Here is a 24,811-nt window from a genome sequence, read left to right as displayed (position 1 = left end):
CGGCGATCGCCTGGTCGAACGTGCCGAGGTCGCCGTCGCTCACCCCGGACCCCCCCGGCCTTCGAGGACCAGCGTGAAGCGCCGCTTGCCGACCCGGTGCCGCGGCGCGTGGCCGAGGAGCGCCGCGCAGCCGGTGCCGGCGAGGGCGCGATCGACCGCGGCGCGGGCGGCGGCGTCGAGCGCGCGGTACTGATCGAGCGGGCGTTGCGCCATCCACGGCGTGTAGGCGCTCGTGAAGCGCTGCATGGCGACGCCGCGGAGCTTCGATTCGTGGCCGCCGACGCCGCGCGGCGGCTCGATCATCTCCGGCGGCTGCGCGTCCGCCCAGGTCTCGAAGGCGCGCAGGCCGTCGAGGATCATCGGCACGGCGTCCGCGCCGATCAGCGAGAGGATCGGTCGGAGCGTCGGCGCGAGCGCGTCGTCCGCGAGCCACGCGCCCGGCGCTTCGGGATCGGGGTGGTTCATGCGCTCGATCCAGCGGCACACGGCGGGCGCCGTCTCGCGCAGAAGCCGCCCCGGTACGGCGTCGAGGTAGAGGTGGGCGTAGAGCGGTCCCATGAGCGCGCAGTCCGCGAGCGACATGCGTTCGCCGAGGACATACGGATGGGCGGCGAAGTGCGCCGAGAGCGCGGCGAGGAGATCACGGAGGTGCGCTTCGATCGCGGGCGCGGTCGCGGGCGTTACGCCGAGGAAGGGGAGCGAGCCCTGCATGCGGGCCGCGAAACGCTCGGCCGTCGCGGGGTCCGGCGAGTTGGAGGCGAAGTCGGCGCGGGCCTTCGCGACGCTCTCCGGGAAGCTCCAGCGGTAGTGCATGGCCGGCAGCAGCATGAACTCGTCGGCGTAGAGCTCGACGAGGTACGCGACCACGCGCTGCACCGGCGTCGTCGGGTAGAGCGGCGGCGCCGGGAGGCGCGCCTCCAGGGTGTCGAGGATCGCGCTGGTGTCCTGCCACGTTTCGTCCTCGGGGGTGATCACGATCGGGATGAACGCGAGGCCCGTCCGCGGCAGGATCACGCCGCGATAGTCGGGAAGGAGCTCCCGGTAGTGGACGTCCTTGTACCGGAGGGCCGGCCGGACCTTCGCCGAGAAGTAGGAGATCTCGGCGGCGTAGAACTTGAAGGGATGGCTCATGGGCGCTCAGGCGCCGCGTGCTTGGCGCGCCGCCTGGATCACCTCGAGCTGATCCTTGTAGCGGCTGCGGACGGCGATCAGTTGCCGGTGGGACAGCAAGAGAGCCCGCGCGACGGCGCGGACCTCCTCGTCCTCGACGAGGGAGATCGACCCCTCGGCGGTCGCGACCGCGAAGAGGCAGTCGATCAGGCGCTCCTTCTCCTCGGCGGTGGCGATCGCGTTGAAGGCGCGCGTCAGGGACGCGTAGCTGATGCCTGCGAGGGTGGTCGCCCGGTGCGCGACGATCTCCATGACGGTCGCCGCCTCGGCCTCCGGCAAGCCGGCGTTCGCCGCCAGGAGCGGCGCCAGGACCGCGCGCTCGGCCTCCGAGATGCTGCGGTCGACGTACGCGACCCGCACGAGCAGCCCGGCGAACGCCGCGACGAACTCCGCGCGCGTCGGCGGGAGGTCGGTCAGGCGCGCCTGGATGGTGGCGGCGAGGCGTTCCGCGGGCGGCTCGGCTTCCGCCCATCCGAGGAGCTTCAGCAACGACATAAGGGGTCGGCTCCTTCTTCGATTCCGAGGTGCGAAGGCGGCACCGCGGTCGCCGGTCGGCCAGCGACGGGACTTTGTAGGTGGCGAGGCCCGGCAGCGTCAACTGGCGCGCACTCGCACGTCGCTGGTGCGCGCGTCGCCGCACCGTGGTTGCAGCCGCCGCGGCCCTTTGGCATGGGGACATGGTGCGCCGCGTGCGGCGCGCCCAATTTCACGACCAGCGAGGACGCCATGGCGATCAAAGAAGGCGATGCGGTTCCCGACGTGAAACTCACCGAGATGGCTGACGGCAAGCCGTCGCAGGTGTCGTTGGCGGAGCTCTCGCGCGGCAAGCGCGTGGTGGTGTTCGCGGTGCCGGGGGCGTTTACGCCCACCTGCTCGATGAAGCACCTCCCGGGCTTCGTGGAGCAGGAGAAGGCGCTGCGGGCCAAGGGCGCCGATGAGATCGTGTGCGTATCGGTCAACGACGCGTTCGTGATGGACGCATGGGGCAAGAGCAGCAACGCGGGAGGCAAGGTGCGCATGCTCGCCGACGGCAACGGCGACTTCACGCGTGCGGTCGGGCTCGGGCTCGACGCCTCGAGCTTCGGCATGGGGCAGCGCTCGCGGCGCTACGCGATGATCCTGCGTGACGGGCGGGTCGAGAAGCTGCTCGTCGAGCCCGACACGGGCCTGAGCGCCTCGAGCGCCGCCTCGGTGCTCGCGCAGTTGTAGGCGCGGTCCGCCGCGAAGCCGCCATGACGGCACCAGCGAGCGAGCTCGCGGCGATCGCCGCGGATGGGGCGAGCGACGCGACGCTCGCGCAGGCCCGCCGCGAGCGCATCACCGAGAGCCTGCCGTGGTTCGCGGTCGGCTGGCTCGGCCTCGGCTTCGTCCTCCGTACCGGACTCGTCCTGCACCAGGGGCTCACACTCGGGCTCGCGGCGACGTCGTTGGGACTCCAGGCGTTCGTGCTCGTCGCGGCGATCGTCTGGTGTCGCGCCGATCCGCGCGCACCGCGCGTGCCGCGGATCGCGTTCGCCGCGTGCGTGGCGCTGACGGCGCTGGCGACGGGCTTCTTCGCGCTCGTCGGCGGCTCGGTCGAGATTCTGGTGTTCGCGGTGCTGCTCATCTGCATGGGCTCGTCCTGGGCGTTCGCCTGGGGCTGGCGGCCGGCGGCGGCCCTCCTGGCGGCGGCCGGCGCGATCACGCTGCCGGTGGCGGTGGCGGTGCCGACGATTCATCGCTTCAGCGATCCGACGATCATCCTGATCGAGACGGCGCTCGGGGCCGGCGTCGCGCTCGTCGTCGCGGAGGCGCTCGCACGCAGCACGGCGCGGACATTCGAGCAGGCCGCCGCCGCGCGCGCCGCCGGCCGGCGACTCGCCGCCGCCTATGAGGCGTATCGCGACCTCGCCGATCACGCGCGCGACATGATCTTCGCGCACGACGTCGACGGCCGCATCACCTACGCGAACGAGGCGTTCGCCCGCGCCTACGGCGCGCCCGCGGCGGCGCTGATCGGCCGTGCCGCCGACACCCTGGTGCCCCAGGACGCGGAGAATCCCGACTCGCGCGCGCTCCGCGTCCGCATGGCCGCGGGGGAGGACATCCCGCCGCTGGTCTACTGGGTGCCAGGTCCGCGCGGGCGGCGCTGGCTCGAGTGCGTCGCCTCCGCGATCCACGACGCCGACGGACGGGTCATCGGCGCGCGCGGCATCGTGCGCGACGTCACCGAGCGGCGCGAGGCGGAAGACGCGCTGCGCGCCTCTCTCGACGAGCTCCGGCGGAGCGAGGAGCGGCTGCGCAGCCTCGCGCGGCACCAGGCGAGTATTCGCGAGGACGAGCGCAAGCGCCTCGGCTTCGACCTGCACGACGACGTGTGCCAGGAGCTCGTGGGCATCGGCATCCTCATCGAATCGCTCAGACGCCGCGCGGCCGAAGCGGCGCCCGGATTGACGGAGGACCTCGCGCGCGCCGCCCGCTACGTCGGTGAGGTCGGCGAGCACCTGCGGCAGCTCGCGCGCGAGCTCCGGCCGATGTTGCTCCGCGAGCTCGGCATCGAGGAGAGCCTCTGCTCGCTCGCCGAGGGGATGAGCACGGTCGAGACGACGGTCACGACCGACGTGCGCACTCCGGTCCCCCGTCTCCACGAGGAGACCGAGATCGGCGTCTACCGCATCGCGCAGGAGGCGCTCGTCAACGCGGTCCGTCATGCCGGAGCGCGGACGATCGAGATTGTTCTCGCGGTCGCTTCGGACGGGCTCGAGCTCGAGATCGTGGACGACGGTTGCGGCTTCGCGCCCGAGGCGAGACGGGCGAGCGAGGCGCTCGGGCTCGTCGGCATGGAGGAGCGTGCGCTCGCGCTCGGGGGCCGCCTGGAGGTGCGGTCGGCGCCGGGTGCGGGTACGCGCGTTCGGCTCGTCTGCCCGGCTACGCCGCGGGCGGCGAGCGCCGCGTGACCTCGAGACGCCTCTTCGCCGAGACCTACGGGCACGGTTTCCGACGTGAGAGCGGCGGGGGGCTGCTCACTTGCGCATCACGCCGGTGAGGCCGCCCGAGACGAGAGCCGCGACGTTCGTCAGGATGCGCGGCAGCGCGAGCCCGCCGGGCGACGCGAGGTAGCGCGGCTCCCATACCGGATCGAACTTGTCCTTGTACTTGCGGACACCCTGGAAGTTGTAGAAGTGCTCGCCCTGTCGGAAGAGGAACGCGCCGGCGCGGCTCCAGAGCGGCGCGAGCGTGCGCACGTCGAAGCCCGAGAAGGGCGCCATGCCGAGGCCAAACCAGCGGTAGCCGGCGTCCCGGCCCCACAGCATGAGCTCGAGGAAGAGGTAGTCCATCACCCCCGGCGGGGCCGTCGCGGGCTCGTAGCGCATGAGGTCGACCGAGATCTCCTCGCGACCGCCGCCGAGGAGGACGTTGGCGAACGCCACGAGCCGCTCGCCGCGGCGCGCGACGGCGACCGGGCCACGGCGGAGGTAGTCCGGCGAGAAGAAACCGAGCGAGAAGCCCTTTTCCCGCGTGCTCTTCTCGGCGAGCCAGGCGTCGGAGACGCGCCGCAGGTCGGGGAGTAGAGCCGGGACCTCTTCGGCCGGGAGGAGCGCGAACGTCACGGCCTCCTTCTCGACGCGGCGATGGGTCTGGCGCAGACTCTTCCGCGCGCTGCCTTCGAGTCCGAACGTCGTGAGCGGCACGCGCGCCTCCTCGCCGAGCTTCAGGAGGCTCAGGCCGAGGTCGAGGTAGAGCGGCAGGTTCTCCGGGCCGACTTCGTAGAAGACCGTCCAGCCGACGTGCGCGTCGCTGAGCTCGCGGAAGCGCCACGCGAGTTCGCGGGCGTCCTCGGGCGGTCCGACGGGGTCGCCGAACGCCACCCAGCTGCGTCCTGCGACGCCGTACATGATGAAGGCGCGCGGGCTGCCGTGGGCGTCGTCGCGGAAGAGGAGGGTCTTGTCGCCGAGGAGCGCCAGGTGCGCGTACGTGCGGGGCGCCGCCGCGGTCACCGCCGCGGCGCGGTCGAGGTCGGCGGGGGAGGGCGTCGGTGACCGCGGCGGCGCCGGGCGGAGGAGGCGGGCGAGCCCGGTCGCCATCAGCACCACCGACGCAGCCGTCGTCGCGCGCAGCGCGCGCGGCGCGTTGCCGCCGAACTCGAACTGCCACCACAGCTGGCTCGAGTAGTCGACGTGGCGGTGGGAGAGCAGCAGGAGCCAGAGCGAGCCGAGGACGACCAGGGCGATCGCGAGGCTCCAACCCGCCGTGAACGACTCGTCGAGGAGCGACGCGCGGCGATAGAAGTGCTTGCGGCACGGCAGGAGCGCCGCGAGCATCACGGTCAGGATGATCGCTTCCTCGTAGTCGAAGCCCTTGAGCAGCGAGAACACGATGCCCACCGCGAGGAGCGCGACCGTGCCGAGGTAGGCGGCGTCGAGGCGGTGCTGCAGGCCGCGCGCGAGCAGGAGGAGGCCGACGCCGGTCAGGCTGCCGAAGAAGTGCGACGTCTCGAGGACGGGGAGCGGCAGGAAGGTCTGTAGCCAGCCGAGGCGGCCGTGGATCGCCGGCGTGGCTCCCGAGGCGAGGAGGACGCCGCCGCCGAGGAACGTCGTCACGGCGAGCGCCTGCGGCACGATCTCGGGAACGATGCGGCCGAAGAGGCCGCCGACGCGCCGGACCACCGTACGCCGCCAGAGCTCGTGCGCCCCGAGCAGGGCGCCGGCGGCGAGCAGCGGCACGAGGTAGTAGATCACGCGGTACGCGACGAGCGATCCGAGGACCGCCGGACCCGGGAGGTACGGCGCGAGCCCGACCAGGATCACGGTCTCGAAGACGCCGAGCCCCGCCGGGAGATGGCTCGCGAGCCCCGCGACCTGGGCGAGCAGGAACGCCGCGAGGAACGCGGGGAATCCGAGCGTCGGGGACGGCGGCAGCACCACGTAGAGCACGCTCGCGGCGAGCGCCCAGTCGAGGGTCGAGAGCGTGAGCTGCACGAAGGTGAGATCGAGCGGCGGGATGCGGAGTTCGAAGGCGCGGATGCGGAGCGGCGTGCGGCGCAGCGCGCTCCACCCGACGTAGGCCGCGACGATGCCGAGGCAGACGACGCCGATCGCGGGCTCGGTACCGGCCGGGAAGGTGTGCGCCGAGAGCGCCGCCGCCGGCTCGAAGAGGAGCGCGCCGCCGGTCAGCAGGAGAAATCCGAGCCAGAACGTGATGCCGTTGAAGGCGACGATCGTCGCGATCTCGCCGGCCTGGAGGCCCCAGCTCGAGTACAGGCGGTAGCGGATCGCGCCGCCGCCGAGGAACGACGCGCCGACGTTGTGGCTGAACGCGTAGCCGACGAACGACGCGAGCGCGATCTGCCGGTAGCGAAGCGCGTGCGCGAGATACCGGCACGCGAGCGCGTCGTAGCCGGTGAGCAGCAGATAGCTCGCGGCGGTGCAGGCGAGGCCGAGGGCGAGCCGCGATCGCGGCAGGCCGCGCAGGGCCGCGATCACCTCGGTGTACGAGTAGGCGCGGAGCTCGTGATGGAGAACCCAGAGCGCCGCGCCGAAGAGGGCGATGCCGAAGGCGGAGCCGAGCCAGGGGCGATAGGGTTCGAGCCGTTCACGCAGGCGCGCCCCCGAGGCGGACGATGCGTCGGCGTCGACCTCGGAAGACGGCATGTCCGCTCCCATGGCCGCTCGCCTCGGGATCGTCAAGGCGCGCGCCGACGCCGGTGCCGGCGGCACGGCGCGAGCATTCCCGCTCGGCATCGGTTATGGAGCGGTGTGTTCGCGCGCCTCGATTGGAACCTCGTCGTCACCGCGCACGGCGGCCGGCGCCACGATCTCGTGCGGGCGGTGCGTCCGATCGTGCAGCTCCGGCGCGCCGGGTACGCCGAGGTGCTCGTCGGGCGCACCGGCGACGTCGACGCGTGCCTTGCCGCGCTCGCGGAGCGGATCGAGGGGGATGCGATCCTCGCGGCCGAGGTGCTCGCGCGCGTGGTGCCCGTCGAGCGGACGCTCGCGCTCGCGGGCGACGTCGACGTGCAGCTCGTCGCCGAGGTCGCGCCGTTCGTCGACGCGCTCGTCGGTCGCTCGTTCCACGTTCGTGTCGAGCGCCGCGGCCACCGCCGCATCCTCCGGTCCGACCACCTCGAGCGCCTCCTCGGCGGCGCCCTGGTGGAGGCCCTGGAGGCGCGCGGCGAAACACCCGAAGTCTCCTTCACCGACCCCGACGCCATCCTGGCCGTGGAGATCATCGGCGACGCCGTCGGCCTGGGGCTGGTGACGCGAGCCCACCGCCGGCACACCTTCGTACGGCTCTGAGCCGAATGGGGATCGGAGGGGCGGGAGCGAAACGACTGCCCCGCCATCGCGTCACCGAGGACCCTCGGTCGTGCGCGACCGGCGCAGGCCAGGCGCGACCGGCGCGGACTACAGGTCGATCGGCGGCAGCGGCGGGGGCAGCATCGGGGCCGGCTCTGCCACCGTCTCGTGCGCGGGCACGGGGGGCGCCGCGACCGCCGTCGGCGCCGCGACGTTCTTCCGTCGGCGCCGGTTCCGGCCGCGCTCGCGCCGCGCCATCCGCTCGCGCTCGCGGCGCCGGCGCCGCGGCGGGCGCACGACCGGCTCGTAGAAGCTCGCCGGGCGCTTCGCCACGCCGCGGCACGCGTCGCAGAGGCCGCAGGGACGCTCGTTCGATTCGCCGAAATAGCGGCGCAGGGTGACGGCGCGGCAGCCCGGCGCGTGGACGTACTCGGCGACGGAGTCGAGGCGCCTCCCGTCCTGTGTGCGCAGGGTGGCGAACTGCCCGGCGAGGTGGCGGGACTCCTCCTCGATCGTCTCCGGTCGCAGCACCTCGATCGTGCCGTCGCTCATACGGACGAGCTCGGCTTCCTCGAGGATCGCGAGGAGGGCCTGCGCGATGCGCGGACCGAGGCCCGCCGACATCGACAGCGCCTCCAGCGTCGGCGTGCGGTTCTCGCCGCCCCACGCCGCGAGCGCCTCGCCGATCTTGTAGAGCTGATCCGGGCGGACGCGGCTCTTGCCGAGAAGGAGCTCGTGGATCGCGCGGTCCGACGGGTCGTAGAGCAGGATGCAATCGGAGCGGCGACCGTCGCGGCCGGCGCGCCCGGCCTCCTGCACGTATTGCTCGAGCGAGGCCGGCGCCTGGTAGTGGATGATGTAGCGGATGTCGGGCTTGTCGATGCCGAGGCCGAAGGCGCTCGTCGCGACCATCACGGTGCGCCGCCCCGACTTCATGTACATCTCCTGCTCGTGCACGCGCTCCGCGGCGGTCATCTTGCCGTGGTAGCGGTGCGCCGGGATGTCGAGCTGGCGCATCACGAGGTAGACGCTGTCGACCTCGCGCGTGGTCGTGCAGTAGACGATGCCCGGCCGGTGCAGGCGGCGGACGAAGCGGATGAGGGCGCGTGAGCGCATGTCGCCTTGGCATTCGAGCACCTGGAAGGCCAGGTTCGAACGGTGTGGCGAGCTCGACACGACCACGGGATCGTCGAGGCCGAGGAAGCGGCTGATGTCCTCGCGCACCTTTTCGGTGGCGGTCGCGGTGAGCGCCATGATCGGCGGCCGACCGAGCGCCCGCAGGTGCTCGCCGATCCGGAGATACGCCGGGCGGAAGTCGTGGCCCCACTCCGAGATGCAGTGCGCCTCGTCGACGGCGGCGAGCCCGATGCCGGTCTTCCCGAGCGACGCGAGGAGCTCGGGTGAACCGAGCGTCTCGGGCGTCGTCATGAGGAGGATCGGACCGCCGGCCTCGAGGCGCTCGAAGGCGGCCTTACGCGCCCTGCCGCGGATCGTGCCGTCGAGGCGGATGACCGGGACGTCGAGCTTCTGGAGCTTGGTGTGCTGGTCCTCGAGGAGCGCCAGCAGCGGCGAGCAGAGCACGACGGGCTTCGCCAGCGTCATCGACGGGATCTGGTAGCAGGCCGACTTGCCGTAACCGGTCGGCAGCACCACCAGCACGTCGCGGCCCGCCGACGCTTCGGCGACGATGCGTTGCTGCTCGGGGTAGAGGCGATGGAGCCCGAGCCGCCGCGCGGCCGCCTCGACCGCGCTCGACGGCGCACCGTAGCCCGGCTGGCCGGCGCCGTGCCCGCGGCGCTTGCGCCGGCGGCGGCGCCGGCGGCCGCTCCCCGGTTGTGGGCCGTTCTGCGGCGCGCCCTCGGGCGCCGGCTGCTCTGCCGCCTGGACGGCGTCGAGCCCCGCAGTGGTCTCGACCGGCGGCGACTCGCCGTTGCTACCCGCGCCGACGTTCGGGCACGTGCGGCGGCCGCCGCGGCGACGACGGCGGCGGGGTCCGGGCGGCCGTTGTCCGCCCTCGGGGCGCACGGCGGCGTCGAGCGCGGCCGGCGCGTCGTCGATCGGCGCGCCGCCGCTCGGGAGCGCCGCGCCGGTCGTGAAGGCGGCGGCCGCCGGCTCCGGGGACGGCGCGGCCGCGGAGCTCTCGGAGGCGGACGCCTCCGGCGCACCGTCGGACGTTCCGGCGACGGGCGTTCCCTCGGGGTCGCCTGATCGGCGTCCGGTTCGTCGGCGGTACCTAGGCGAGGCCGATCTCCTTGCAGAGGTAGACGTCCTGAATCGTGTTCAGGATCTCCACGCCCTGCTTCATGGGCTTCTGGAAGGCCTTGCGGCCCGAGATGAGCCCGGTGCCGCCGGCGCGCTTGTTGACGACGGCGGTGAAGGCCGCGTCGGCGAGGTCGTTCTTCCCGGACGCGCCGCCCGAGTTGATGAGGCCGCTGCGGCCCATGTAGCAGTTCGCGACCTGATAGCGGCAGAGATCGATCGGGTGGGCGCTCGTGAGCTGCGAGTAGACCTTGTCGTGCGTCTTCCCGAAGTTCAGCGCCGTGTAGCCGCCGTTGTTGGTCGGAAGCTTCTGCTTGATGATGTCGGCCTGGATCGTCGTGCCGATGTGGTTCGCCTGGCCGGTGAGATCGGCCGACTCGTGGTAGTCGGCCTCCTTGGTCTTGAAGGCGTTGTTGCGGAGGTAGCACCAGAGCACGGTGAACATGCCGAGCTCGTGGGCGCGCTCGAAGGCGCGCGCGACCTCCTGCAGCTGGCGGCTGCCGCCGTCCGAGCCGAAGTAGATCGTCGCGCCGACGCCGACGCAGCCCATGTCGAACGCCTGCTGCATGCTCGCGAAGAGGATCTGGTCGAACTTGTTCGGGTACGTGATGAGCTCGCTGTGGTTGAACTTCAGGATGAACGGGACGCGGTGCGCGTAGCGCTTCGCGACCGCGCCGAGCACGCCGAGCGTGCTGGCGACCGCGTTGCAGCCGCCTTCGATGGCGAGCTCCACGATGCTCTTCGGATCGAAGTAGATCGGGTTCGGCGCGAAGCTCGCGCCGCCGGAGTGCTCGATCCCTTGGTCCACCGGGAGGATCGAAAGATAGCCGGTGCCGGCGAGCCGCCCGTGGCCGAACATCGTCTGCAGATTGCGGAGGACGGGCGGCTTGCGATCGGAATCGATCCAGACTCGCTCGAGGAAGTCGGGTCCGGGCGCGTGCAGCAGGTCCTTCGAAATGGTCGTGCAGCTATGACGTAGCAAGGAATCGGCGTTGCTACCGAGCAGCTCTTGGATCTTCCCGAGCATCCGTTCGTCCTCCGTCGTTCGAGGTGTCCGCCCGTCCGGCAGCGCGTCGCACGCCTGCGGCCAGGTTCGTTCGGTACAGTCGTTCTCACCGCGGCGCTGGGGGTTACATCACACCACGCCCGAGGCGGCGGTCGTCACGTCGTACGCGCGGAGCGTACGGCACGACACCGGTCACGCTGAGGTCCTGTAGCACTGTCGGCGTCGGCCCGCTAGCCCCCGCATGCGGTCCAGGCGCGGCGCGATGTGCCGTTTGCGAAGGCTCGGAACCGCGATTTGCGCCGGACGCCGCTCGAGGCGCGCGGGCGGTGCATGCGGGCGCAAGCGCGGCGCTTCGAAGCGGAGCGGTTCGCGGCGATCGGCGAGCCAGATCGAGGAGGTTGCTCGTCGGGACCATTTCTGGTCATGATAAGACCATGAAAAAGGCCAACGTATCCGAGCTCAAGACGCACCTGAGCGCGTACCTCGCGGAGGTGCGCCAGGGTCGGTCGGTCGTCGTGTGTGACCGCAGGACGCCGATCGCGCGCCTCGTGCCCTACGAAGCAGACGAGAGCGACGGGTTCCAGGTGCAACCGGCGTCGCTGCCGGTCGGCGATCTCGCGCGGCTTCGAGCGGTGCGTCCGAAAGCGCCGGTCGACGTCGTAAAGCTCCTGCGTGAGGACCGTGACGCGCGATGACCGTCTACCTCGATACGAGCACGGTGCTGCGTGTCGTGCTCGGCCAGCCCGGGCGCCTGTCGTCATGGGCCGAGTGGGAGACGGCGTGCGCGAGCGAGCTACTCAGCGTCGAGGCGCGGCGGGTGCTCGACCGATTGCGCCTCGAGGGAGCGCTCGACGACGACCAGGTCGGCGCGTTCCACCGCGCGCTCGGGCGGATCGTGCGGACCATCGACTGCATTCGGGTGACGCGTCTCGTTCTCGGGCGCGCCGCGCTCCCGATGGCGACACCCGTGAAGACGCTCGACGCGCTGCACCTGGCGAGCGCACTCTTGTGGCGCGAGCGCCACGACGCCGAGCTCGTCTTCGCAACCCACGATCCGCAACAAGCGCGAGCTGCACGCGCTCTCGGGTTCGAGTGCGTCGGAGTCTGATCCGTGCGGCCGATTCCAATCCGTGTCCGGGCGCTCAGCTCTCGCGCGCGCGGCCGTAGAGCTTGGCGCCCTCGCGGAGCCGGCGCGCCACCTCGTCGCGCAGCGTCGCCGGCTTCATCACCTCGACCCACGGCGCCTGCGAGAGTATCCAGCTCGAGAGCTCCGTCGTGCCGCGCACCTTCATGGTGAGGAGCGTCGTGCCGTCGGAGCGCGTGGTGAAGCGCTGGGTCGGGTGCAGCCGGCGCGACATGAGGAAGGCGGCCGTCTCCTTGCCTCGCAACAGCAGCTCGACCGTCGTTTCCGGCCCCTCGATGATGCCGAACATGCCCTCGGTGTACTTCTCGGGACTGTAGCCGGCCGGGTAGTCGAAGCGGTAGGGCAGCTTCGCCACGGTCCGGATGCGCTCGATCGCGAGCCAGATGTTCTTGCGGTACCGGTGGCTGTAGCCGATCAGGTAGAGACCGCCCCGGTAGTGCACGAGCGTGTAGGGGTCGAAGTCGTGCACCTTCCCCTCGCCGACGAGCCCCTGGTAGTCGACTCGCATGCGGTGCTGGTCGATGAGGCAGCGCACGACGAGGTCGAGCTGCTCGTCGTGGCCGCGGTAGTCCTTCGCCGCGAATGGCACTGCGTAGAACTTCTTGCCGAGGTTCACGAGGCGGGTGCGCTGGCTCGCGGGAAGGCCGCGGTGCAGGCGCTCCCAGAGCCCGGCGACGCCGTCCTTGAGCACGGTGCCCTCGAGGAAGGTGAGCACCGTCTGGGTGAAGTAGAAGAAGACCGCCTCGAAGACGCCGACGTCGGGGGCGGGTCCGTGCTCGACGAGCTTCAAGCAGCGCTCGGTGCCCTGGCCGACCACCTCGATCATCGGGCGTCCGTGGGCGTCGACGAGCTCGTTCCGGCAGACGGCGAGGTAGCGCAGCAGCGTGCGCTCGGAGATCCCGAGCTCCGCGGTGATCGCCGCGAGCGGCCAGCCGTGCGGCCGGGACATCAGTCCCAGCACGATGCGGGCGAGGCGGCCGGCGGCGCCGTAGGTGGGGAGACGCGATCGCGCCTTCGCCATCGTCAGCGACCGAGATGCGCCGTGAACCACTCGACCGCGGCGCCGGCGGCGTCGGCGAAGCACGGCGGCTCGTACGGATCGAAGTGGCCGACGGGCAGCACGACGAGCCGCTTCGGCTCGCCGGCGCGCGCGAACGCCTCGCGCGCGAGCGCGATCGGACAGAGGGCATCCTGCTCGGCGGCGATGATGGCGACCGGGGTCGGCGCGATGCGATCGATCCAGCGCAGCGGCGAGTACTCGAGGATACGCTCCCACGAGCGCATCGTGACCTCGTTCCGGAACGACGGCGCCTCGGCGGCGACCTTCTGGAACCACGCGGCGGCGTCGGGCGTCCCGAGCGCCGCGTCGGGCGCGCCGACGACCGGCACCATCGCGGGCGCGCCGCCCGCGTAGACGCGCTCGCGCTCCTCGATCTGCTGGGCGACGAGCGCGTCCCGCATCGCGGGGCCGAGGCCGCGGGTCACGAACTCCCACGCGTCGATGAGCGGCACCTGCGCGACGACCGCGCGCACGCGCCGGTCCCAGGCGCCGACCGTGAGCGCGTGGCCGCCGCTGTAGCTCGAGCCCCAGACGCCGATGCGTCCGGGGTCGATCTCGGGGCGCGTGCGCGCGAAGCTGATCGCGTTCCGGTAGTCGCGCACCTGGGCGTACGGGTCGAGGTCCTGGCGCGGCTCGCCGTCGCTCGTGCCGAGTCCGCGATAGTCGAAGACGACGCTCGCGAGCCCGGCCGCCGCGAACGCCTCGGCGAAGCGGTCGAGGCGCATCTCCTTCACGCCGGCGAAGCCGTGCGCCATCACGATCGCCGGTGCGCGAGCGCCGGGGGCGCGATGGTCAGGGAGGTAGAGCCAGCCTCGGCACGTGGTGCCCTCGCTCGCAAACGTGACGTCGCTCCGCATGGTCGGCGCATACGCCGTCGGCTCGCGACTCTCAAGCCCGCCCGCGCTTGCGGCTCGCGCGTATTCTGCTTAGGGATCTCGCATGCGCTGGATCTCCGCGGTCTCGACGGCGACGCCGCTCGACGCCGCGGTGCGCGAAGCCGCGGAGGCGATCGCGGCCGACCTCGCCGGCGCGACCGCCGATCTCGTGGCCGCGTTCGTGTCCGAGCACCATCAACGCGAGTACGAGCGGCTGCCGGCGCTCGTGCGCGCGACGCTGGCGCCGCGCTTCGCGCTCGGGTGCTCGGCGGGGAGCGTGATCGGCGGCGGGCGCGAGGTCGAGCGCCAGGCGGGTGTGTCGCTCACGGCTGCGGTGCTTCCGGGGGTGGAGGTGTGGCCCTTCCATCTCGAGAGCGACGAGCAGCCATCGCGGACGGCGGCGCCCGAGGCGTGGGAGCGCGCCATCGGTGTCGCGGCGGCCCGCCGTCCCGCCTTCGTGCTGCTGCCGGATCCCTTCACCTTCGATGCGGAGACGCTGGTGGCGGGTCTCGACGCCGCGTATCCGGCGAGCCCGAAGATCGGCGGCCTCGCGAGCGGCGGCCGCGAGCCGGGAGCGAACGCGCTCTTTCTCGGCGACGCGGTCCACCGGTCGGGCGCGGTGGGCGTCGCGCTCATGGGTAACCTCGAGCTCGACACGGTGGTCGCGCAGGGCTGCCGGCCGATAGGCGAGCCGATGTTCGTGACCCGCGCCGATCAGAACGTGCTCCACGCGCTCGACGGCAAGCCCGCGCTGGCGGTGCTGCAGCAACTCGTCGCCGAGGCGGATCCGCGCGATCGGCAGCTCTTCGCGAACTCGCTCTTCCTCGGGGTCGTGATGCAGGAGCAGGAGGCGTACCGCCAGGGCGACTTCCTCATCCGGAACCTCCTCGGTATCGACGGCAAGTCGGGGGCGATCGCGGTCGGCGCGGCGCTCAGGACCGGGATGGTCGTGCAGTTCCACTTGCGCGACGCGGCGACGTCGGCCCATGACCTCGACGCGGTGCTGGCGCGCTACGGCGAGCGTCCGCACGGCCGCCCGACGGGTGCGCTGATCTTCTCGTGTCTCGGGCGGGGCGCGCAGCTCTACGGGACGCCGGACCACGACACGCGGACCTTTCAGCGCCATCTCGGACGGGTGCCGCTCGGCGGGTTCTTCTGCAACGGCGAGATCGGGCCGGTGCACGGGCGGACGTTCCTGCACGGGTACACGAGCGCGTTCGGCGTCTTTCGGAGCCGGGCGTGATCCCCCGCGATCGGCCGACCCGCGACCCGGAAGCGCTCCCGACCGCGGGCGAGCTCGGCGCCTGCGCCGCCGAGGTGCGGCCGCTCCGTTGCGCGGAGCTCGCAGCGTGGCTCGCCGCGGGGCGCGCGTGCTCCATCGTCGATGTGCGGACGGAGGGCGAGTTCCGCTCGCACCGTCTGCCGGGCGCCCGGCTCGTGCCGCTGCACGAGCTCGTCGCGCGGGTCGACGAGGTGCTCGGGCTCGCCGGTCCGCTCGTCGTCCACTGTGAGCACGGCATCCGCTCCCTCGACGCGACCGCCTACCTGGTGTGGCGGGGCCGGTCCGACGTCTACAACGTCGTCGAGGGGATCGCGGCCTGGCCGGGGGCCCTCGAGCACGGCTGAGGCTCGGCCGCGCGCGGGCGCGTACTCGTCGGGGCGGTACGGCTCGCGCGGGCGCGCGCGGCGTTCGTTGAAATTGCCGCCGAGCTGGAGCACGCTCCGCGCGTGACACTCCTCGGATCGACCGTCGGCGACGACCCGCGCGCCCACGCCCTCGCGGCCGAGCGCTTCGCGGACGCGCCGTGGCTCGCGTGGGTCCGTCTGCTCGGTGTGTCGGTGCTCGTGCTGGCGGTCCCGGTCGTCGCGGGGTGCCGGTCGTCGACGACGCCCGGAGCTCATGGCCGCGCGCCTTCGGCGAGCGCCGCGGCGGAGCTTTCGGTCGGGTGCCGGGCCGGGGCGGCCGCGGCGCTCGTCGGCGTCGAGCGCCTGGTCACGGTCGACGGCGAAGAGCGCCGCTACCTCGTCGACGCCGCGGAGGGACCGGCGGACCAGCCGCGCGCCGTGCTTCTCGCCTTCCACGGCTTCCGCCATTCCGCGGCCGGCCTCCGCGCGGGCGACGGCTTCGTCGCCGGGGTCGCGCGCGGCGACTACATCGCGGTGCACGCCGACGGCCGCGACGACGTCCGCCTCCTCGACGGCGTCGGTCGCGGTTGGGACCTTGCGCCTGGCGACACGCGCGACACCGCCTTCGTGGCGGCGCTCCTCGACGCGCTCGAAGCCGAGCGCTGCGTCGACCGGCGACGCGTCTACGCGACCGGATTCTCGAACGGCGGCTTCTTCGCGAACCTGCTGGCGTGCACGCTCGGCGGGCGGATCGCCGCGGCGGCGCCGGTCGCGGGAGCCCGTCCGCTCGACGGCTGCGCGCCGCCCGCGCCGGTGCCGATGCTCTTCTTCCACGGCGCGGCCGACCGGGTGGTGCCGCTGCGGCTCACGACCGGCGCGGCCGCGTGGTGGCGGCGCGCGAACGGCTGCGCCGAGGACGCGGGCGATACGGCCGCCGTCGGATGTCGCGCCGCGGCGGGCTGCGCCGCCGACGTGGTGGTCTGCACCGGCGCGCAGGGGCACACCTGGCCGGCCGACGCGACGGCGCGCATCCTCGAGTTCTTCCGCGCCCACGCGCGGAGCGGGTAGGGCCGCGAGGCGGCGGCAGCCGCTGTCGCGCGCCTGGCGCGCATCGGGGCGCTGTGGTTAGCCTCGTGCGATCGAGGAGGAGCCACGCATGAGCCACTTCTTCGCCTATCTCGCCCGCATGCGCTTCGTGAAGCGGTGGGGCCTCATGCGGAACACCCACGTGGAGAGTCTGCAGGAGCACAGCCTCCAGGTCGCCATGCTGGCACACGCGCTCGCCGTCATCCGCAACACGCGCTTCGGCGGCAGCGTGCGGCCGGAGCGGGCGGCGACGCTCGCGCTCTACCACGACGCGGCCGAGGTCATCACCGGCGACGTCGTGGCGCCGATCAAGCACTTCAATCCCGAAATCCGCGCCGCGCATGGCGTGATCGAAAAGGTCGCCAACGAGCGGCTGAAGAGCATGCTTCCCGCCGAGCTCGCGCCGAGCTTCACGGCGCTGCTCTTTCCCGCCGAGGCCGACGCCGCCGAGTGGGCGCTCGTGAAGGCCGCCGACAAGCTCACGGCGTACCTCAAGTGCCTCGAGGAGATCCGCGCCGGCAACGACGACTTCCGGAAGGCCGCGCAGGTGCTCGAGCGCGACGTCCGCGCGCTCGTCGCGCCCGAGGTGCGCTACTTCCTCGACACGTTCGCGCCGAGCTTCTCGATGACCCTCGACGAGTTGAACCAGTAGGATTGCCCGCCGAACCCGCGGGACGATCCTCCGGCGGTCTCAATGGCCGAAGAGGGCATGCAGCACGGCGAGCAACACGCCGACCAGGCCGCCGATGACGGCGCCGTTCAGGCGGATGTACTGGAGATCGGCGCCGACCCGCGCCTCGATGCGCTCGACGAGCTCCGCGTCCTTCAGCTTGTCGAGGTAGTCGCGGACCGTGCGGCCGATCTGGTGATGGTGCCGGCGCAGGAGATCCTGGCTCATCGTGCGCACCCAGCCGTCGAACCAGGCGCGTCGCTCGGGATCGTCGAGCCAGTCGACGATCGTGGTTCGCAAGCGCCGGTCGACGAGGTCGGAGAGGGCGCTCGCGTCGTTCGTGAGGTCCTCCTCGAGCTGGCGCCGCAGCTCGGCGAGCGCGCTCCGGACGAGCGGGTCGGCGTCCAACGACTCGACCAATGCCCGCCGGAGCGCGTCCGCTTGCGCGAGGGCCCGCTCGTCGCCCGCGACGATGCGCTCGCCGAAGCCGCGGATCGCGCCGAAGACCGTGCGGCGCAGGGGATGGGCGTCGTCGGCCGCCGCGGCGCGCAGCTCGGCGGAGGCGTAGCTGCAGATCGCCTCCACGAGCTTCCGCTGCACGAGGCGCCGGCGCAGCAGCATGGGTACGAGCCGCTTGCCGCCGGCGCGGAGCGTCGCGGCGGAGCGGTCGAGCCAGAAGCGCAGGTCCTCCGCCGTGCGGGGGCGGTCGGCGAGGTTCGCGATCGAGAGCGCGGCGCTCGTGAAGGCGGCCCGCGCGCTCGCGCTCGCGTCGGCGATCGCGAGGAAGCGCCCGACCGCTTCGACCGGCAGCCCGCCGAGCTCGCGCCGGATCGTGCGCTCGGCGAAGGCCGTGACCTCGGGTTCGGTGAGGAGGCGCGCGGCGCCGCGCAGCACGTCGCGTACCGGACCGCCGAGGCGGCCGACGTGCTCGGGGTCGCGGAGCCAGTCGCGCACGACCGCGCTCGGCGCGAACGCGGCGAGCTTGGCGCCGATCACCTCCGGAGACAGCCACTCGTCCTGGACCGTCGCGACGATGCCGTCGACGAGCTTGTCGCGGCGCTCGACGATGAGCGCGGTGTGCGGGATCGGGATGCCGAGCGGATGGCGGAAGAGGGCGGTGACGGCGAACCAGTCGGCGATGCCGCCCACCATCGCCGCGTCGAAGCCGGCGGCGAGGATCGGAAGCCACGGGAGCGTCTCGGCGGCGTCGTGCGCGAGCGCGATCCGCGACGCGAGGGCGCCGATGACCGCGACGCACAGCGACACGGCGCCGACGTAGCTGCGACGCGCGGGCGGGAGGGCGCGCGCCGGGCCGGCGGGGACGATCCCGGCTGCCGCCGACGCCGGGGTGTCGGGGTGCCCGGGCCGCTCGCCGTGCCGGAGGTCCATGGGGCGAAGCTACGCGACCGCTCGCGCGTCGGCCAGCGATGGGAGGCCGATCGCAGATGGGGCGCGGCAAGTCCACGCCCGTCACCCGCTCCGTGCTGCGACGCACTCGGCGGTGGGCAGGTCCGGGATGGCTCCGGGGAGCCGCGCCGCGCGTCGTGCGCAAGATGGGGAGGCTGCGGCGGGCCGTACGCGCTGGGTGGCTGGACCCCGGCGACCGTAGGAGGCGTCCCGGACCTGCCCACCGCCGACACCGAACGAAGACGGCTCGCGGCGGCCACGCCGGGGCGGCGCCGGGCGCGCCGAGCGGCAGGCCGCCGAGCCGGCGCATCGCGGCACACGCGGTCACAGCCCGAAGATCAGGTTCGCCACGAGTCCGAGCACGAAGAGGCCGCCCGCGAGGCGGTTGTGGTAGAAGGCGAGCGACACGTACCAGAGCGGCCAGAGGCGGTATCCCGGCGGCGGCCCCGGGGGCGGCGGCTCGCTGTACGCCCGCAGCACCATGCGGAGGCGCGGGATCGCGAACCCGACGAGGAGCACGCCGGCGCCGAGCGTGCCGCGGACCACGAGCAGCGCGATGATCGCGTAGAACGCGATCATCAGGATCTGGTTCAGCCGTAGCGACGCCTCGCGGCCGAGGATCACCGGCAGCGTGCGGATGCCGCGCCTCCCGTCCTGCTCGTACTTGTCGATGTGCTTGCCGATCAGGACCGTCGTGACCACGAGCGCGTAGGGCGTCGACGCGAGCCAGATCCATCCCGGCAGCGTCCCGGACGTCACGTAGTAGGAGCCGCCGATCATGAGCGGCCCCCAGACGACGAACACGCCGGGCTCCCCGAGCCCGTGGCGCTTCAGCGCGAGCGGCGGCGCGACGTAGAAGACGCTGACGAACAGCCCCGCGAGCGCGAACGCGGCCACCGGCCATCCGAGCGCCCGCATCAAATAGAGGCCGATCGCGAGGTCGACCAGGTTGCAGGCGAGGATCGCCGCGATCAGCCCCTCGCGCGAGATCAGGTTCGAGAAGAGCGGGTGGGGCGCGTAGAGCGTGCGGGTGTAGCTCTCCGTGTCGACGCCGCCGATCGTGTCGAAGTAGTCGTTGATCATGTTGTTGGTCGCGTGCGCGACCACGAGCCCGACGGCGGCGAGCGCGAACCATCCCCAGTGCGTTGCGGGCGCTTTTGCGGCGGCGAGCAGGCCGCCGATCAGCGCCGACGTGATGGTCATCGAGAACACGCAGGCGCGGGTGATGAGGAGCCAGCGCGAGACGGCGTCCATGGGCCGCCCGCGCGGCAGGTTGCCGCTGAGGACGATCTGGCGCCAGGTGTCGAGGAGCACGCTCGGGGACGCGGGGACGTTCCCGGACGAGCGCGGGCCGGCGACGCCGATGGGTGGGCCCATGCGCGGCGGTTCTAGCGGCTCACCGTCATGGGTCAAGCGCGGCGGCGCGTGCGTCAGTCGGCGCCGCGTGCCATCTGCCGGGCGCGCTTCGAGACGTACATGCGCGCGTCGGCCAGGTGGAGGAGGGCGGCCGGCGTGTCGCCGTCGACCGGGAACGCCGCCGCGCCGAAGGATGCGCCGAGCGTCGCGTGGATGCCCTCGTCGGCGAGGAACGTGCGGGCTTGGAGCCGAGCCGCGAGATCGCGGCAGCGGGCGTCGGCCGCGGCGCGGTCGGCGCCGGCGAAGAGGAGGGCGAACTCGTCGCCGCCGAAGCGGCAGCCGACCTCGCCGGGCGCGAGCTCGCCGCCGAGCCACCGGCCCACCTCCGCGAGGGCGGCGCTGCCCCGCACGTGGCCGTGCGTGTCGACCAGCCGCTTGAAGCGATCCATGTCGAAGAACACGATCGCGAAGCGCTCGCCGCGCGCGATGGCCTCCTCGATGGCGCGAATGAAGTACTGGGAGTTCCGCAGGCCCGTCAGGGGGTCGTTCTTGGCGAACTCCACGATCGCCTCGTGGGTGCGGGCGTTGTGGATGGCGATCGCCGCGAAGTCGGCGTAGCTCTGCAGGATCTCGAGATCGGTGGCGTCGAAGACCCGCTCGTGCAGCGCATTCACGATCTCGAGGACGCCGATGCAGCGGGCCCGCGCCCTGAGCGGCACCGCCACGACGGAGCGGGTGCGGAAGCCCGAGAGCGTGTCCATGCGGGCGGAGAAGCGCGGGTCGTGGGCGACGTCGGGGATCAGGAGCGCCTCGTCCTGGGTGGCGACCCAGCCCGCGATGCCTTCGTCCGGCGCGAGGCGGCGCGTGAGGAGCTGGGGTTGAGCCTCGCCGCGGACGAGCGTGAATACGAGCTCGCCCGTCGCCTCGTCGCGGAGGAGGAGCGACCAATGGGTCGGGCAGAGGAGGCGGTCGAGGCCGTCGAGGAGCTCGCGCAGGACGACGCCGACGTCGAGCGACGAGTTCAGGAGGCTGGCGGCCCGGAGAACGATGCGAAAATCTGGCTTCGGTGCGCTTCCCACGGTCCCGGCTCGCGCTACCGCTCATACGCGCGCCGCTCCGACCGCTCAAGCCGCCGAGGCCGCCGCAGATTTCTATTTGACCCGGCATTCGCCATGCCCGCATAATCCGCGCTCTGGCCGCCCTGCATCGCAGTCTTCGCGTTTTCGGGAAGGAGTGTATGTCGTGAATCCCCACGAGCCCCGATCGTTCGGGAGCCCCGCGCTGTTGCTGCTCGCCGCCGTCGCGGCCGCGGTCTTCGCCGCGCCGACCCGCGCGTTCGCCGTCGTGAAGACGTGCGGTCCCGACGCGCTCGCCAACACCGCCGACGTGTTCTGCGGGACCGGCGTCTGCTCCGCCACGCTGGTGCGGATGACCACGGCGATCGACGTCACGGCCGGCGGGTGCGAGTTCGACCTCGGCGGCCGCGCCCTCAGCATCGAGAAGACCTTCCAGATGACGGGGCTCGGCTTCATCCGGGTGATCAACGCGGGCCACATCACGCTCACGTCGACCGGCAAGCTGAAGGCGCGCGGCGACTTCGTGAAGCCGAACGGCTACATCATCGCCGGCGGCGTCGTGTCGCTCACGAGCTCGGGCTCGATCGACATCGACGGCAACATCGACGTGGCCGGCGACTCGGCCGGCACGATCCGCCTGGTGGCGGCGCAGAACGTCGTCCTGCAGCCCGGGGCGGTGCTCGACGGGCCCGGCATGAGCAGTTTCGCGGACCTCGGGGATCGCTTCACCGACGGCGGCGAGCTCGACGTCGCCGCCCAGGCCGGCAGCATCACCATCGGCGGCGACATCAACCTTTCCGCCCAGAACGCCGGGACCGGCGGCGTCTGCGATTTCACGGCGGGCGGCAGCCTGATCGTCACCCGGCCGATCAACGTGAACGGCGGCGGCGGCGACGGCGGCGAGTTCAGCGCCACCGTTGGCGACGACATCTCGATCGTGAACGGCGGCGTCTACGCCGACAGCACGGTCGGCGGCGGCTTCGGCGGCTACATCGCCCTCGATGCCGGCGAGGACTTCCTCGGCGGCAGCGTGCTCGGCGGCGGCATCGACGTGAACGGCGCGTCGCTGCTGATGCGCGGCAGCGCGACCGACACGTTCGGCGGCGACGGCGGCGAGCTCGACGTCCTCGCCGCCGGCCGCATCCGGTTCTTCGGCGCCGGCATGGTCGTGCGGGTCGACGCCGCGACCAACTTCGACGGCTCCGGCGGCGCGATCACGATCGACAGCGGCGACATCAACCCGAACGTCCTCGGACCGCTCGACGGCGACCTCGAGATCGGCGGCACCATCTCGATGAACAGCGGCGGCATCGGCGGCGACGGCGGCAGCTTCGACATCAGCGCCGGCCGGGACCTGTTCTTCACCGCGGCGCTCGACAACAGCGGCACCGACGCCGGCGGCGACGTCCTCATGGCGGCGGGGCGCGCGGCGACGGTGAACGGCGTGGTCACGACGCGCGGCACGAGCGCCGACGGCGAAGGCGGCTTCGTCGAGGTCGCGGCCGGGCTCGCGAGCGACGAGGGCGGGAGCGGAAACCTGTCCGTGCAGAAGAACATCGTCGCCACGAGCGGAACCGGGCACGCCAGCGGACAGAGCATCTCGCTCGTGGGGTGCGGCGTGAGCGTCGCGGCGAGTGTCAAGATCGACGGCACTGGCGGCGTGAACCCGGTCACGAGCCTGCCGGGCGGGTCCGACATCGAGCTCGTCTCGCGGCGGGCGATGCAGCTCGGCGGCGGCTCGCAGTACGTCGCGCCGCCGGGAGGCACGGTCACGACCACGCATCTCCCCGGCGTGAACCCGGTGATCGGCGCCGGCGTCGTCTTCAATCCGGCGCGCATCGACAATCCCCTCGCGAACGGGCCGTTCCCGAACTGCCCCGTGTGCGGCGACGGCGTCCGCCAGTTCGGGGAGACGTGCGACATGGGCGCGGCCGCCGACGGCGCGTGCTGCAACGCGACCTGCTCGCAGTTCCTCTGCCCGACGGTGACCGCGACGCCGACGCTGAGCCCGACCCGGACGCCGACCCCGAGCCGCACGGCGACCCCGCTCGGCACGCGGACGGCGACGCCCGTCCTGCCGACGAGTACGGCGGAGACCCCGACCCCGTTCGCCACCGCGACGCCGACCCCGCTCGCCACCGCGACCGCGACCCGTACGCCCACACCGACCCGCACGGCGACGGTCACCCCGACGCCATCCGTCACGCCGACCGCGACGCCGACGCCGGCCTCGGCCGTCGTGGATCACTACAAGTGCTACAAGGCCGGCAAAGCCTCCGGCGCGACCGCATTCGTCGAGCGCAGCGTCACGCTCGTCGACGGCGTCGAGACCAAGGTCACCCGCGTCATCAAGACGACCGAGTTCTGCAACGCGGTCGACAAGGACGGGCAGGGCATCCAGAATCCCGACGCCCACCTCCAGTGCTACCAGATCAAGGACGCGCCCGGCCAAGCGCGCTTCGCCTCGAGCACGGAGACGGTCGACAACGAGCTCGGCAACGGTCAGCAACTCACGTTGAAGAAGGCGAAGCGCCTCTGCGTGCCGGCCGGGAGCGGCGGCATCCCCGCCGCGCCGGGGCTCGATCGCTTCAAGTGCTACACGGCGAAGACGCCGTCGGGCGCGCCGAAGCTCGTCGCGGCGGACATGCACCTGCAGGATGTCTTCGAGGAGAAGCTCTCCACGGTGCTGCAGCCCGAGAGCGTCTGCAACACGACCGACGTCGACGGCGTTCCGGCGATCAGTCCGGCGGCGCAGATCCATTGCTACAAGATCCGGCAGGCGTCCGGGCAGACGGCCTTCGAGAAGCGCACGCTCCAGGCGGCGAACGAGTTCGCGGACGAAACGCTGCAGGCGCAGAAGGCGACGCTCCTCTGCGTGCCCTCGACGCGCGACGCCCCGCCGACCTGCGGCGACGGCTTCCGCGACCCGGGCGAGCAGTGTGACGACGGCGGCGTCGTTCCGGGCGACGGCTGCGATCAGCTGTGCCGGCTCGAAGCCTGTGGCAACGGCATCCAGAACAGCGGCGAGGAGTGCGACGCCGGCGCCGCGAACGGCACCGACGAGTGCTGCACGACGCTCTGCCGACTCGTCGATCCGGACGGCGACGGGCTCTGCACGGCGCAGGACCGCTGTCCTGCGGACGCCGACAACGACAGCGACGACGACGGCTACTGCATCGGCGCGCTCGCGCGCCCGCCCGCGATCGGCGGCGGCGATCCGTGCTCGCGCCTCGGTACGGCCGGCGACTGGATCAAGCCGAAGGTCGTGTTCACCAAGCTCGACCAGGCTCCGGGGCTCCAGAAGGTGAAGATCTCGGGCGCCGTCACCATCCCGACCGGCGGCTCGCCGATCGCGCCCCAGGCGCGCGGCCTCCACGTCCGCGTGCTCGGGCCGACCGGCGCGCTCGTCGTCGACCAGCACGTGCCCGCAGGGATCTACACCGCCGCGAATCCCGTCGGCTGGAAGGTGTCCGGGTCGCCGCCGAACAAGTTCACCTACCAGGACAAGGTCTCCGCGCCGCCGTCGCAGAACGGCATCAAGAAGGTGGTGGTGACGGACAAGACGGCCAAGGTTCCGGGCCTCGTCACGTTCTCGATCTCCGGCGACCGCGGCAGCTATCCGCTCGCGCCCGGTCAGTCGCCGATCACGGTGGCGATCGAGCTCAACGACACGGGCAACCCGCCGGGCGCCATGCCGGGGACCGACCAGTGCGGCGAGGCGCGCTTCCTCGTCCCGCCGTCGGCGCCGTCGTGCGCGGCGGGGGCGTCGAAGCTGACCTGCAAGTAGATCGGCGGGGGCGC

General features: G+C 72.4%; 20 protein-coding genes. 10 read left to right on the top strand and 10 right to left on the bottom strand.

Features of this window, described 5'->3' with window-relative positions; all coding sequences use genetic code 11:
• Window positions 1–39 precede the first annotated feature (39 nt).
• Window positions 40–1,131, bottom strand: a complete 1,092-nt coding sequence (locus tag IT293_08750) for a glutathione S-transferase family protein (protein ID MCC6764737.1) — start codon at window positions 1,129–1,131, stop codon at window positions 40–42.
• Window positions 1,132–1,137: 6 nt separating this feature from the next.
• Window positions 1,138–1,665, bottom strand: coding sequence for a TerB family tellurite resistance protein (locus IT293_08745; GenBank protein ID MCC6764736.1), 528 nt, complete (start codon window positions 1,663–1,665; stop codon window positions 1,138–1,140).
• A 231-nt stretch (window positions 1,666–1,896) separates the two neighbouring features.
• Here IT293_08745 and IT293_08740 point away from each other — a divergent pair, with 231 nt between their 5' ends.
• Together IT293_08740 and IT293_08735 are read left to right on the top strand one after the other, a co-directional pair.
• Window positions 1,897–2,379 carry a peroxiredoxin gene (locus tag IT293_08740; protein ID MCC6764735.1) on the top strand — a complete coding sequence of 161 codons (483 nt, stop codon included), beginning with the start codon at window positions 1,897–1,899 and terminating at the stop codon, window positions 2,377–2,379.
• A gap of 23 nt (window positions 2,380–2,402) precedes the next feature.
• Window positions 2,403–4,106 (top strand): PAS domain-containing protein, encoded by a 1,704-nt coding sequence (locus IT293_08735; GenBank protein ID MCC6764734.1) that lies wholly within the window; start codon window positions 2,403–2,405, stop codon window positions 4,104–4,106.
• Between the two features lie 66 nt (window positions 4,107–4,172).
• Here the strand turns inward: IT293_08735 and mprF are convergent, their stop codons facing one another.
• On the bottom strand, window positions 4,173–6,800 hold the full coding sequence (gene mprF / locus IT293_08730; GenBank protein MCC6764733.1) for a bifunctional lysylphosphatidylglycerol flippase/synthetase MprF: 2,628 nt from the start codon (window positions 6,798–6,800) through the stop codon (window positions 4,173–4,175).
• Window positions 6,801–6,905: 105 nt separating this feature from the next.
• On the opposite strand from mprF, the gene IT293_08725 reads away from it, so the two are divergent.
• Window positions 6,906–7,445 (top strand): hypothetical protein, encoded by a 540-nt coding sequence (locus IT293_08725; protein ID MCC6764732.1) that lies wholly within the window; start codon window positions 6,906–6,908, stop codon window positions 7,443–7,445.
• A gap of 108 nt (window positions 7,446–7,553) precedes the next feature.
• On the opposite strand, the gene IT293_08720 is transcribed toward IT293_08725, so the two are convergent.
• Both IT293_08720 and IT293_08715 read right to left on the bottom strand, forming a co-directional pair.
• Window positions 7,554–9,470, bottom strand: coding sequence for an ATP-dependent DNA helicase RecQ (locus IT293_08720; protein ID MCC6764731.1), 1,917 nt, complete (start codon window positions 9,468–9,470; stop codon window positions 7,554–7,556).
• Between the two features lie 208 nt (window positions 9,471–9,678).
• Complete coding sequence (locus IT293_08715) at window positions 9,679–10,731, bottom strand: class I fructose-bisphosphate aldolase (GenBank protein ID MCC6764730.1); 1,053 nt, start codon at window positions 10,729–10,731, stop codon at window positions 9,679–9,681.
• Between the two features lie 413 nt (window positions 10,732–11,144).
• On the opposite strand from IT293_08715, the gene IT293_08710 reads away from it, so the two are divergent.
• Both IT293_08710 and IT293_08705 read left to right on the top strand, forming a co-directional pair.
• A complete protein-coding gene (locus tag IT293_08710) occupies window positions 11,145–11,405 on the top strand; it encodes a type II toxin-antitoxin system prevent-host-death family antitoxin (GenBank protein MCC6764729.1) in 261 nt (86 codons plus the stop codon).
• Window positions 11,402–11,818: a type II toxin-antitoxin system VapC family toxin gene (locus tag IT293_08705; GenBank protein ID MCC6764728.1), complete on the top strand. Its 417-nt coding sequence runs from the start codon at window positions 11,402–11,404 to the stop codon at window positions 11,816–11,818. The genes IT293_08710 and IT293_08705 overlap by 4 nt, the downstream gene beginning before the upstream one ends.
• A gap of 34 nt (window positions 11,819–11,852) precedes the next feature.
• Here the strand turns inward: IT293_08705 and IT293_08700 are convergent, their stop codons facing one another.
• Together IT293_08700 and IT293_08695 are read right to left on the bottom strand one after the other, a co-directional pair.
• The gene (locus tag IT293_08700) at window positions 11,853–12,875 is read right to left on the bottom strand and encodes a WYL domain-containing protein (protein ID MCC6764727.1); all 1,023 of its coding nucleotides are present in this window, start codon (window positions 12,873–12,875) and stop codon (window positions 11,853–11,855) included.
• Window positions 12,876–12,877: 2 nt separating this feature from the next.
• Window positions 12,878–13,771, bottom strand: coding sequence for an alpha/beta hydrolase (locus tag IT293_08695; GenBank protein ID MCC6764726.1), 894 nt, complete (start codon window positions 13,769–13,771; stop codon window positions 12,878–12,880).
• Between the two features lie 82 nt (window positions 13,772–13,853).
• Here IT293_08695 and IT293_08690 point away from each other — a divergent pair, with 82 nt between their 5' ends.
• From IT293_08690 to yfbR, 4 genes are all read left to right on the top strand, one after another.
• Window positions 13,854–15,032: an FIST C-terminal domain-containing protein gene (locus IT293_08690; GenBank protein ID MCC6764725.1), complete on the top strand. Its 1,179-nt coding sequence runs from the start codon at window positions 13,854–13,856 to the stop codon at window positions 15,030–15,032.
• The gene (locus tag IT293_08685; protein MCC6764724.1) at window positions 15,029–15,415 is read left to right on the top strand and encodes a hypothetical protein; all 387 of its coding nucleotides are present in this window, start codon (window positions 15,029–15,031) and stop codon (window positions 15,413–15,415) included. The genes IT293_08690 and IT293_08685 overlap by 4 nt, the downstream gene beginning before the upstream one ends.
• 102 nt (window positions 15,416–15,517) lie before the next feature.
• Window positions 15,518–16,483 carry a hypothetical protein gene (locus IT293_08680; GenBank protein ID MCC6764723.1) on the top strand — a complete coding sequence of 322 codons (966 nt, stop codon included), beginning with the start codon at window positions 15,518–15,520 and terminating at the stop codon, window positions 16,481–16,483.
• A gap of 88 nt (window positions 16,484–16,571) precedes the next feature.
• Window positions 16,572–17,153, top strand: coding sequence for a 5'-deoxynucleotidase (gene yfbR, locus IT293_08675; protein MCC6764722.1), 582 nt, complete (start codon window positions 16,572–16,574; stop codon window positions 17,151–17,153).
• 39 nt (window positions 17,154–17,192) lie between these two features.
• Here the strand turns inward: yfbR and IT293_08670 are convergent, their stop codons facing one another.
• The 3 genes from IT293_08670 to IT293_08660 form a co-directional block, all read right to left on the bottom strand.
• Complete coding sequence (locus tag IT293_08670; GenBank protein ID MCC6764721.1) at window positions 17,193–18,560, bottom strand: DUF445 domain-containing protein; 1,368 nt, start codon at window positions 18,558–18,560, stop codon at window positions 17,193–17,195.
• 342 nt (window positions 18,561–18,902) lie between these two features.
• Window positions 18,903–19,955 (bottom strand): prenyltransferase, encoded by a 1,053-nt coding sequence (locus IT293_08665; GenBank protein ID MCC6764720.1) that lies wholly within the window; start codon window positions 19,953–19,955, stop codon window positions 18,903–18,905.
• Window positions 19,956–20,008: 53 nt separating this feature from the next.
• Window positions 20,009–21,013 carry a sensor domain-containing diguanylate cyclase gene (locus tag IT293_08660; protein ID MCC6764719.1) on the bottom strand — a complete coding sequence of 335 codons (1,005 nt, stop codon included), beginning with the start codon at window positions 21,011–21,013 and terminating at the stop codon, window positions 20,009–20,011.
• Between the two features lie 163 nt (window positions 21,014–21,176).
• On the opposite strand from IT293_08660, the gene IT293_08655 reads away from it, so the two are divergent.
• Window positions 21,177–24,797, top strand: coding sequence for a hypothetical protein (locus IT293_08655; GenBank protein MCC6764718.1), 3,621 nt, complete (start codon window positions 21,177–21,179; stop codon window positions 24,795–24,797).
• Window positions 24,798–24,811 lie beyond the last annotated feature (14 nt).

It is taken from the genome of Deltaproteobacteria bacterium, from assembly GCA_020848745.1.
In the GTDB taxonomy this organism is placed as follows: domain Bacteria; phylum Desulfobacterota; class Binatia; order UTPRO1; family UTPRO1; genus UTPRO1.
This window is presented reverse-complemented; position numbering and strand designations above follow the sequence as displayed.

Excerpts from the sequence above, each read along its gene's own strand:
- IT293_08750 (MCC6764737.1), bottom strand. The coding sequence starts at position 1,131 with ATGAGCCATCCCTTCAAGTTCTACGCCGCCGAGATCTCCTACTTCTCG.
- IT293_08745 (MCC6764736.1), bottom strand. The coding sequence starts at position 1,665 with ATGTCGTTGCTGAAGCTCCTCGGATGGGCGGAAGCCGAGCCGCCCGCG.
- IT293_08740 (MCC6764735.1), top strand. The coding sequence starts at position 1,897 with ATGGCGATCAAAGAAGGCGATGCGGTTCCCGACGTGAAACTCACCGAG.
- IT293_08735 (MCC6764734.1), top strand. The coding sequence starts at position 2,403 with ATGACGGCACCAGCGAGCGAGCTCGCGGCGATCGCCGCGGATGGGGCG.
- mprF (MCC6764733.1), bottom strand. The coding sequence starts at position 6,800 with ATGCCGTCTTCCGAGGTCGACGCCGACGCATCGTCCGCCTCGGGGGCG.
- IT293_08715 (MCC6764730.1), bottom strand. The coding sequence starts at position 10,731 with ATGCTCGGGAAGATCCAAGAGCTGCTCGGTAGCAACGCCGATTCCTTG.
- IT293_08710 (MCC6764729.1), top strand. The coding sequence starts at position 11,145 with ATGAAAAAGGCCAACGTATCCGAGCTCAAGACGCACCTGAGCGCGTAC.
- IT293_08705 (MCC6764728.1), top strand. The coding sequence starts at position 11,402 with ATGACCGTCTACCTCGATACGAGCACGGTGCTGCGTGTCGTGCTCGGC.
- IT293_08700 (MCC6764727.1), bottom strand. The coding sequence starts at position 12,875 with ATGGCGAAGGCGCGATCGCGTCTCCCCACCTACGGCGCCGCCGGCCGC.
- IT293_08695 (MCC6764726.1), bottom strand. The coding sequence starts at position 13,771 with ATGCGGAGCGACGTCACGTTTGCGAGCGAGGGCACCACGTGCCGAGGC.
- IT293_08690 (MCC6764725.1), top strand. The coding sequence starts at position 13,854 with ATGCGCTGGATCTCCGCGGTCTCGACGGCGACGCCGCTCGACGCCGCG.
- yfbR (MCC6764722.1), top strand. The coding sequence starts at position 16,572 with ATGAGCCACTTCTTCGCCTATCTCGCCCGCATGCGCTTCGTGAAGCGG.
- IT293_08670 (MCC6764721.1), bottom strand. The coding sequence starts at position 18,560 with ATGGACCTCCGGCACGGCGAGCGGCCCGGGCACCCCGACACCCCGGCG.
- IT293_08665 (MCC6764720.1), bottom strand. The coding sequence starts at position 19,955 with ATGGGCCCACCCATCGGCGTCGCCGGCCCGCGCTCGTCCGGGAACGTC.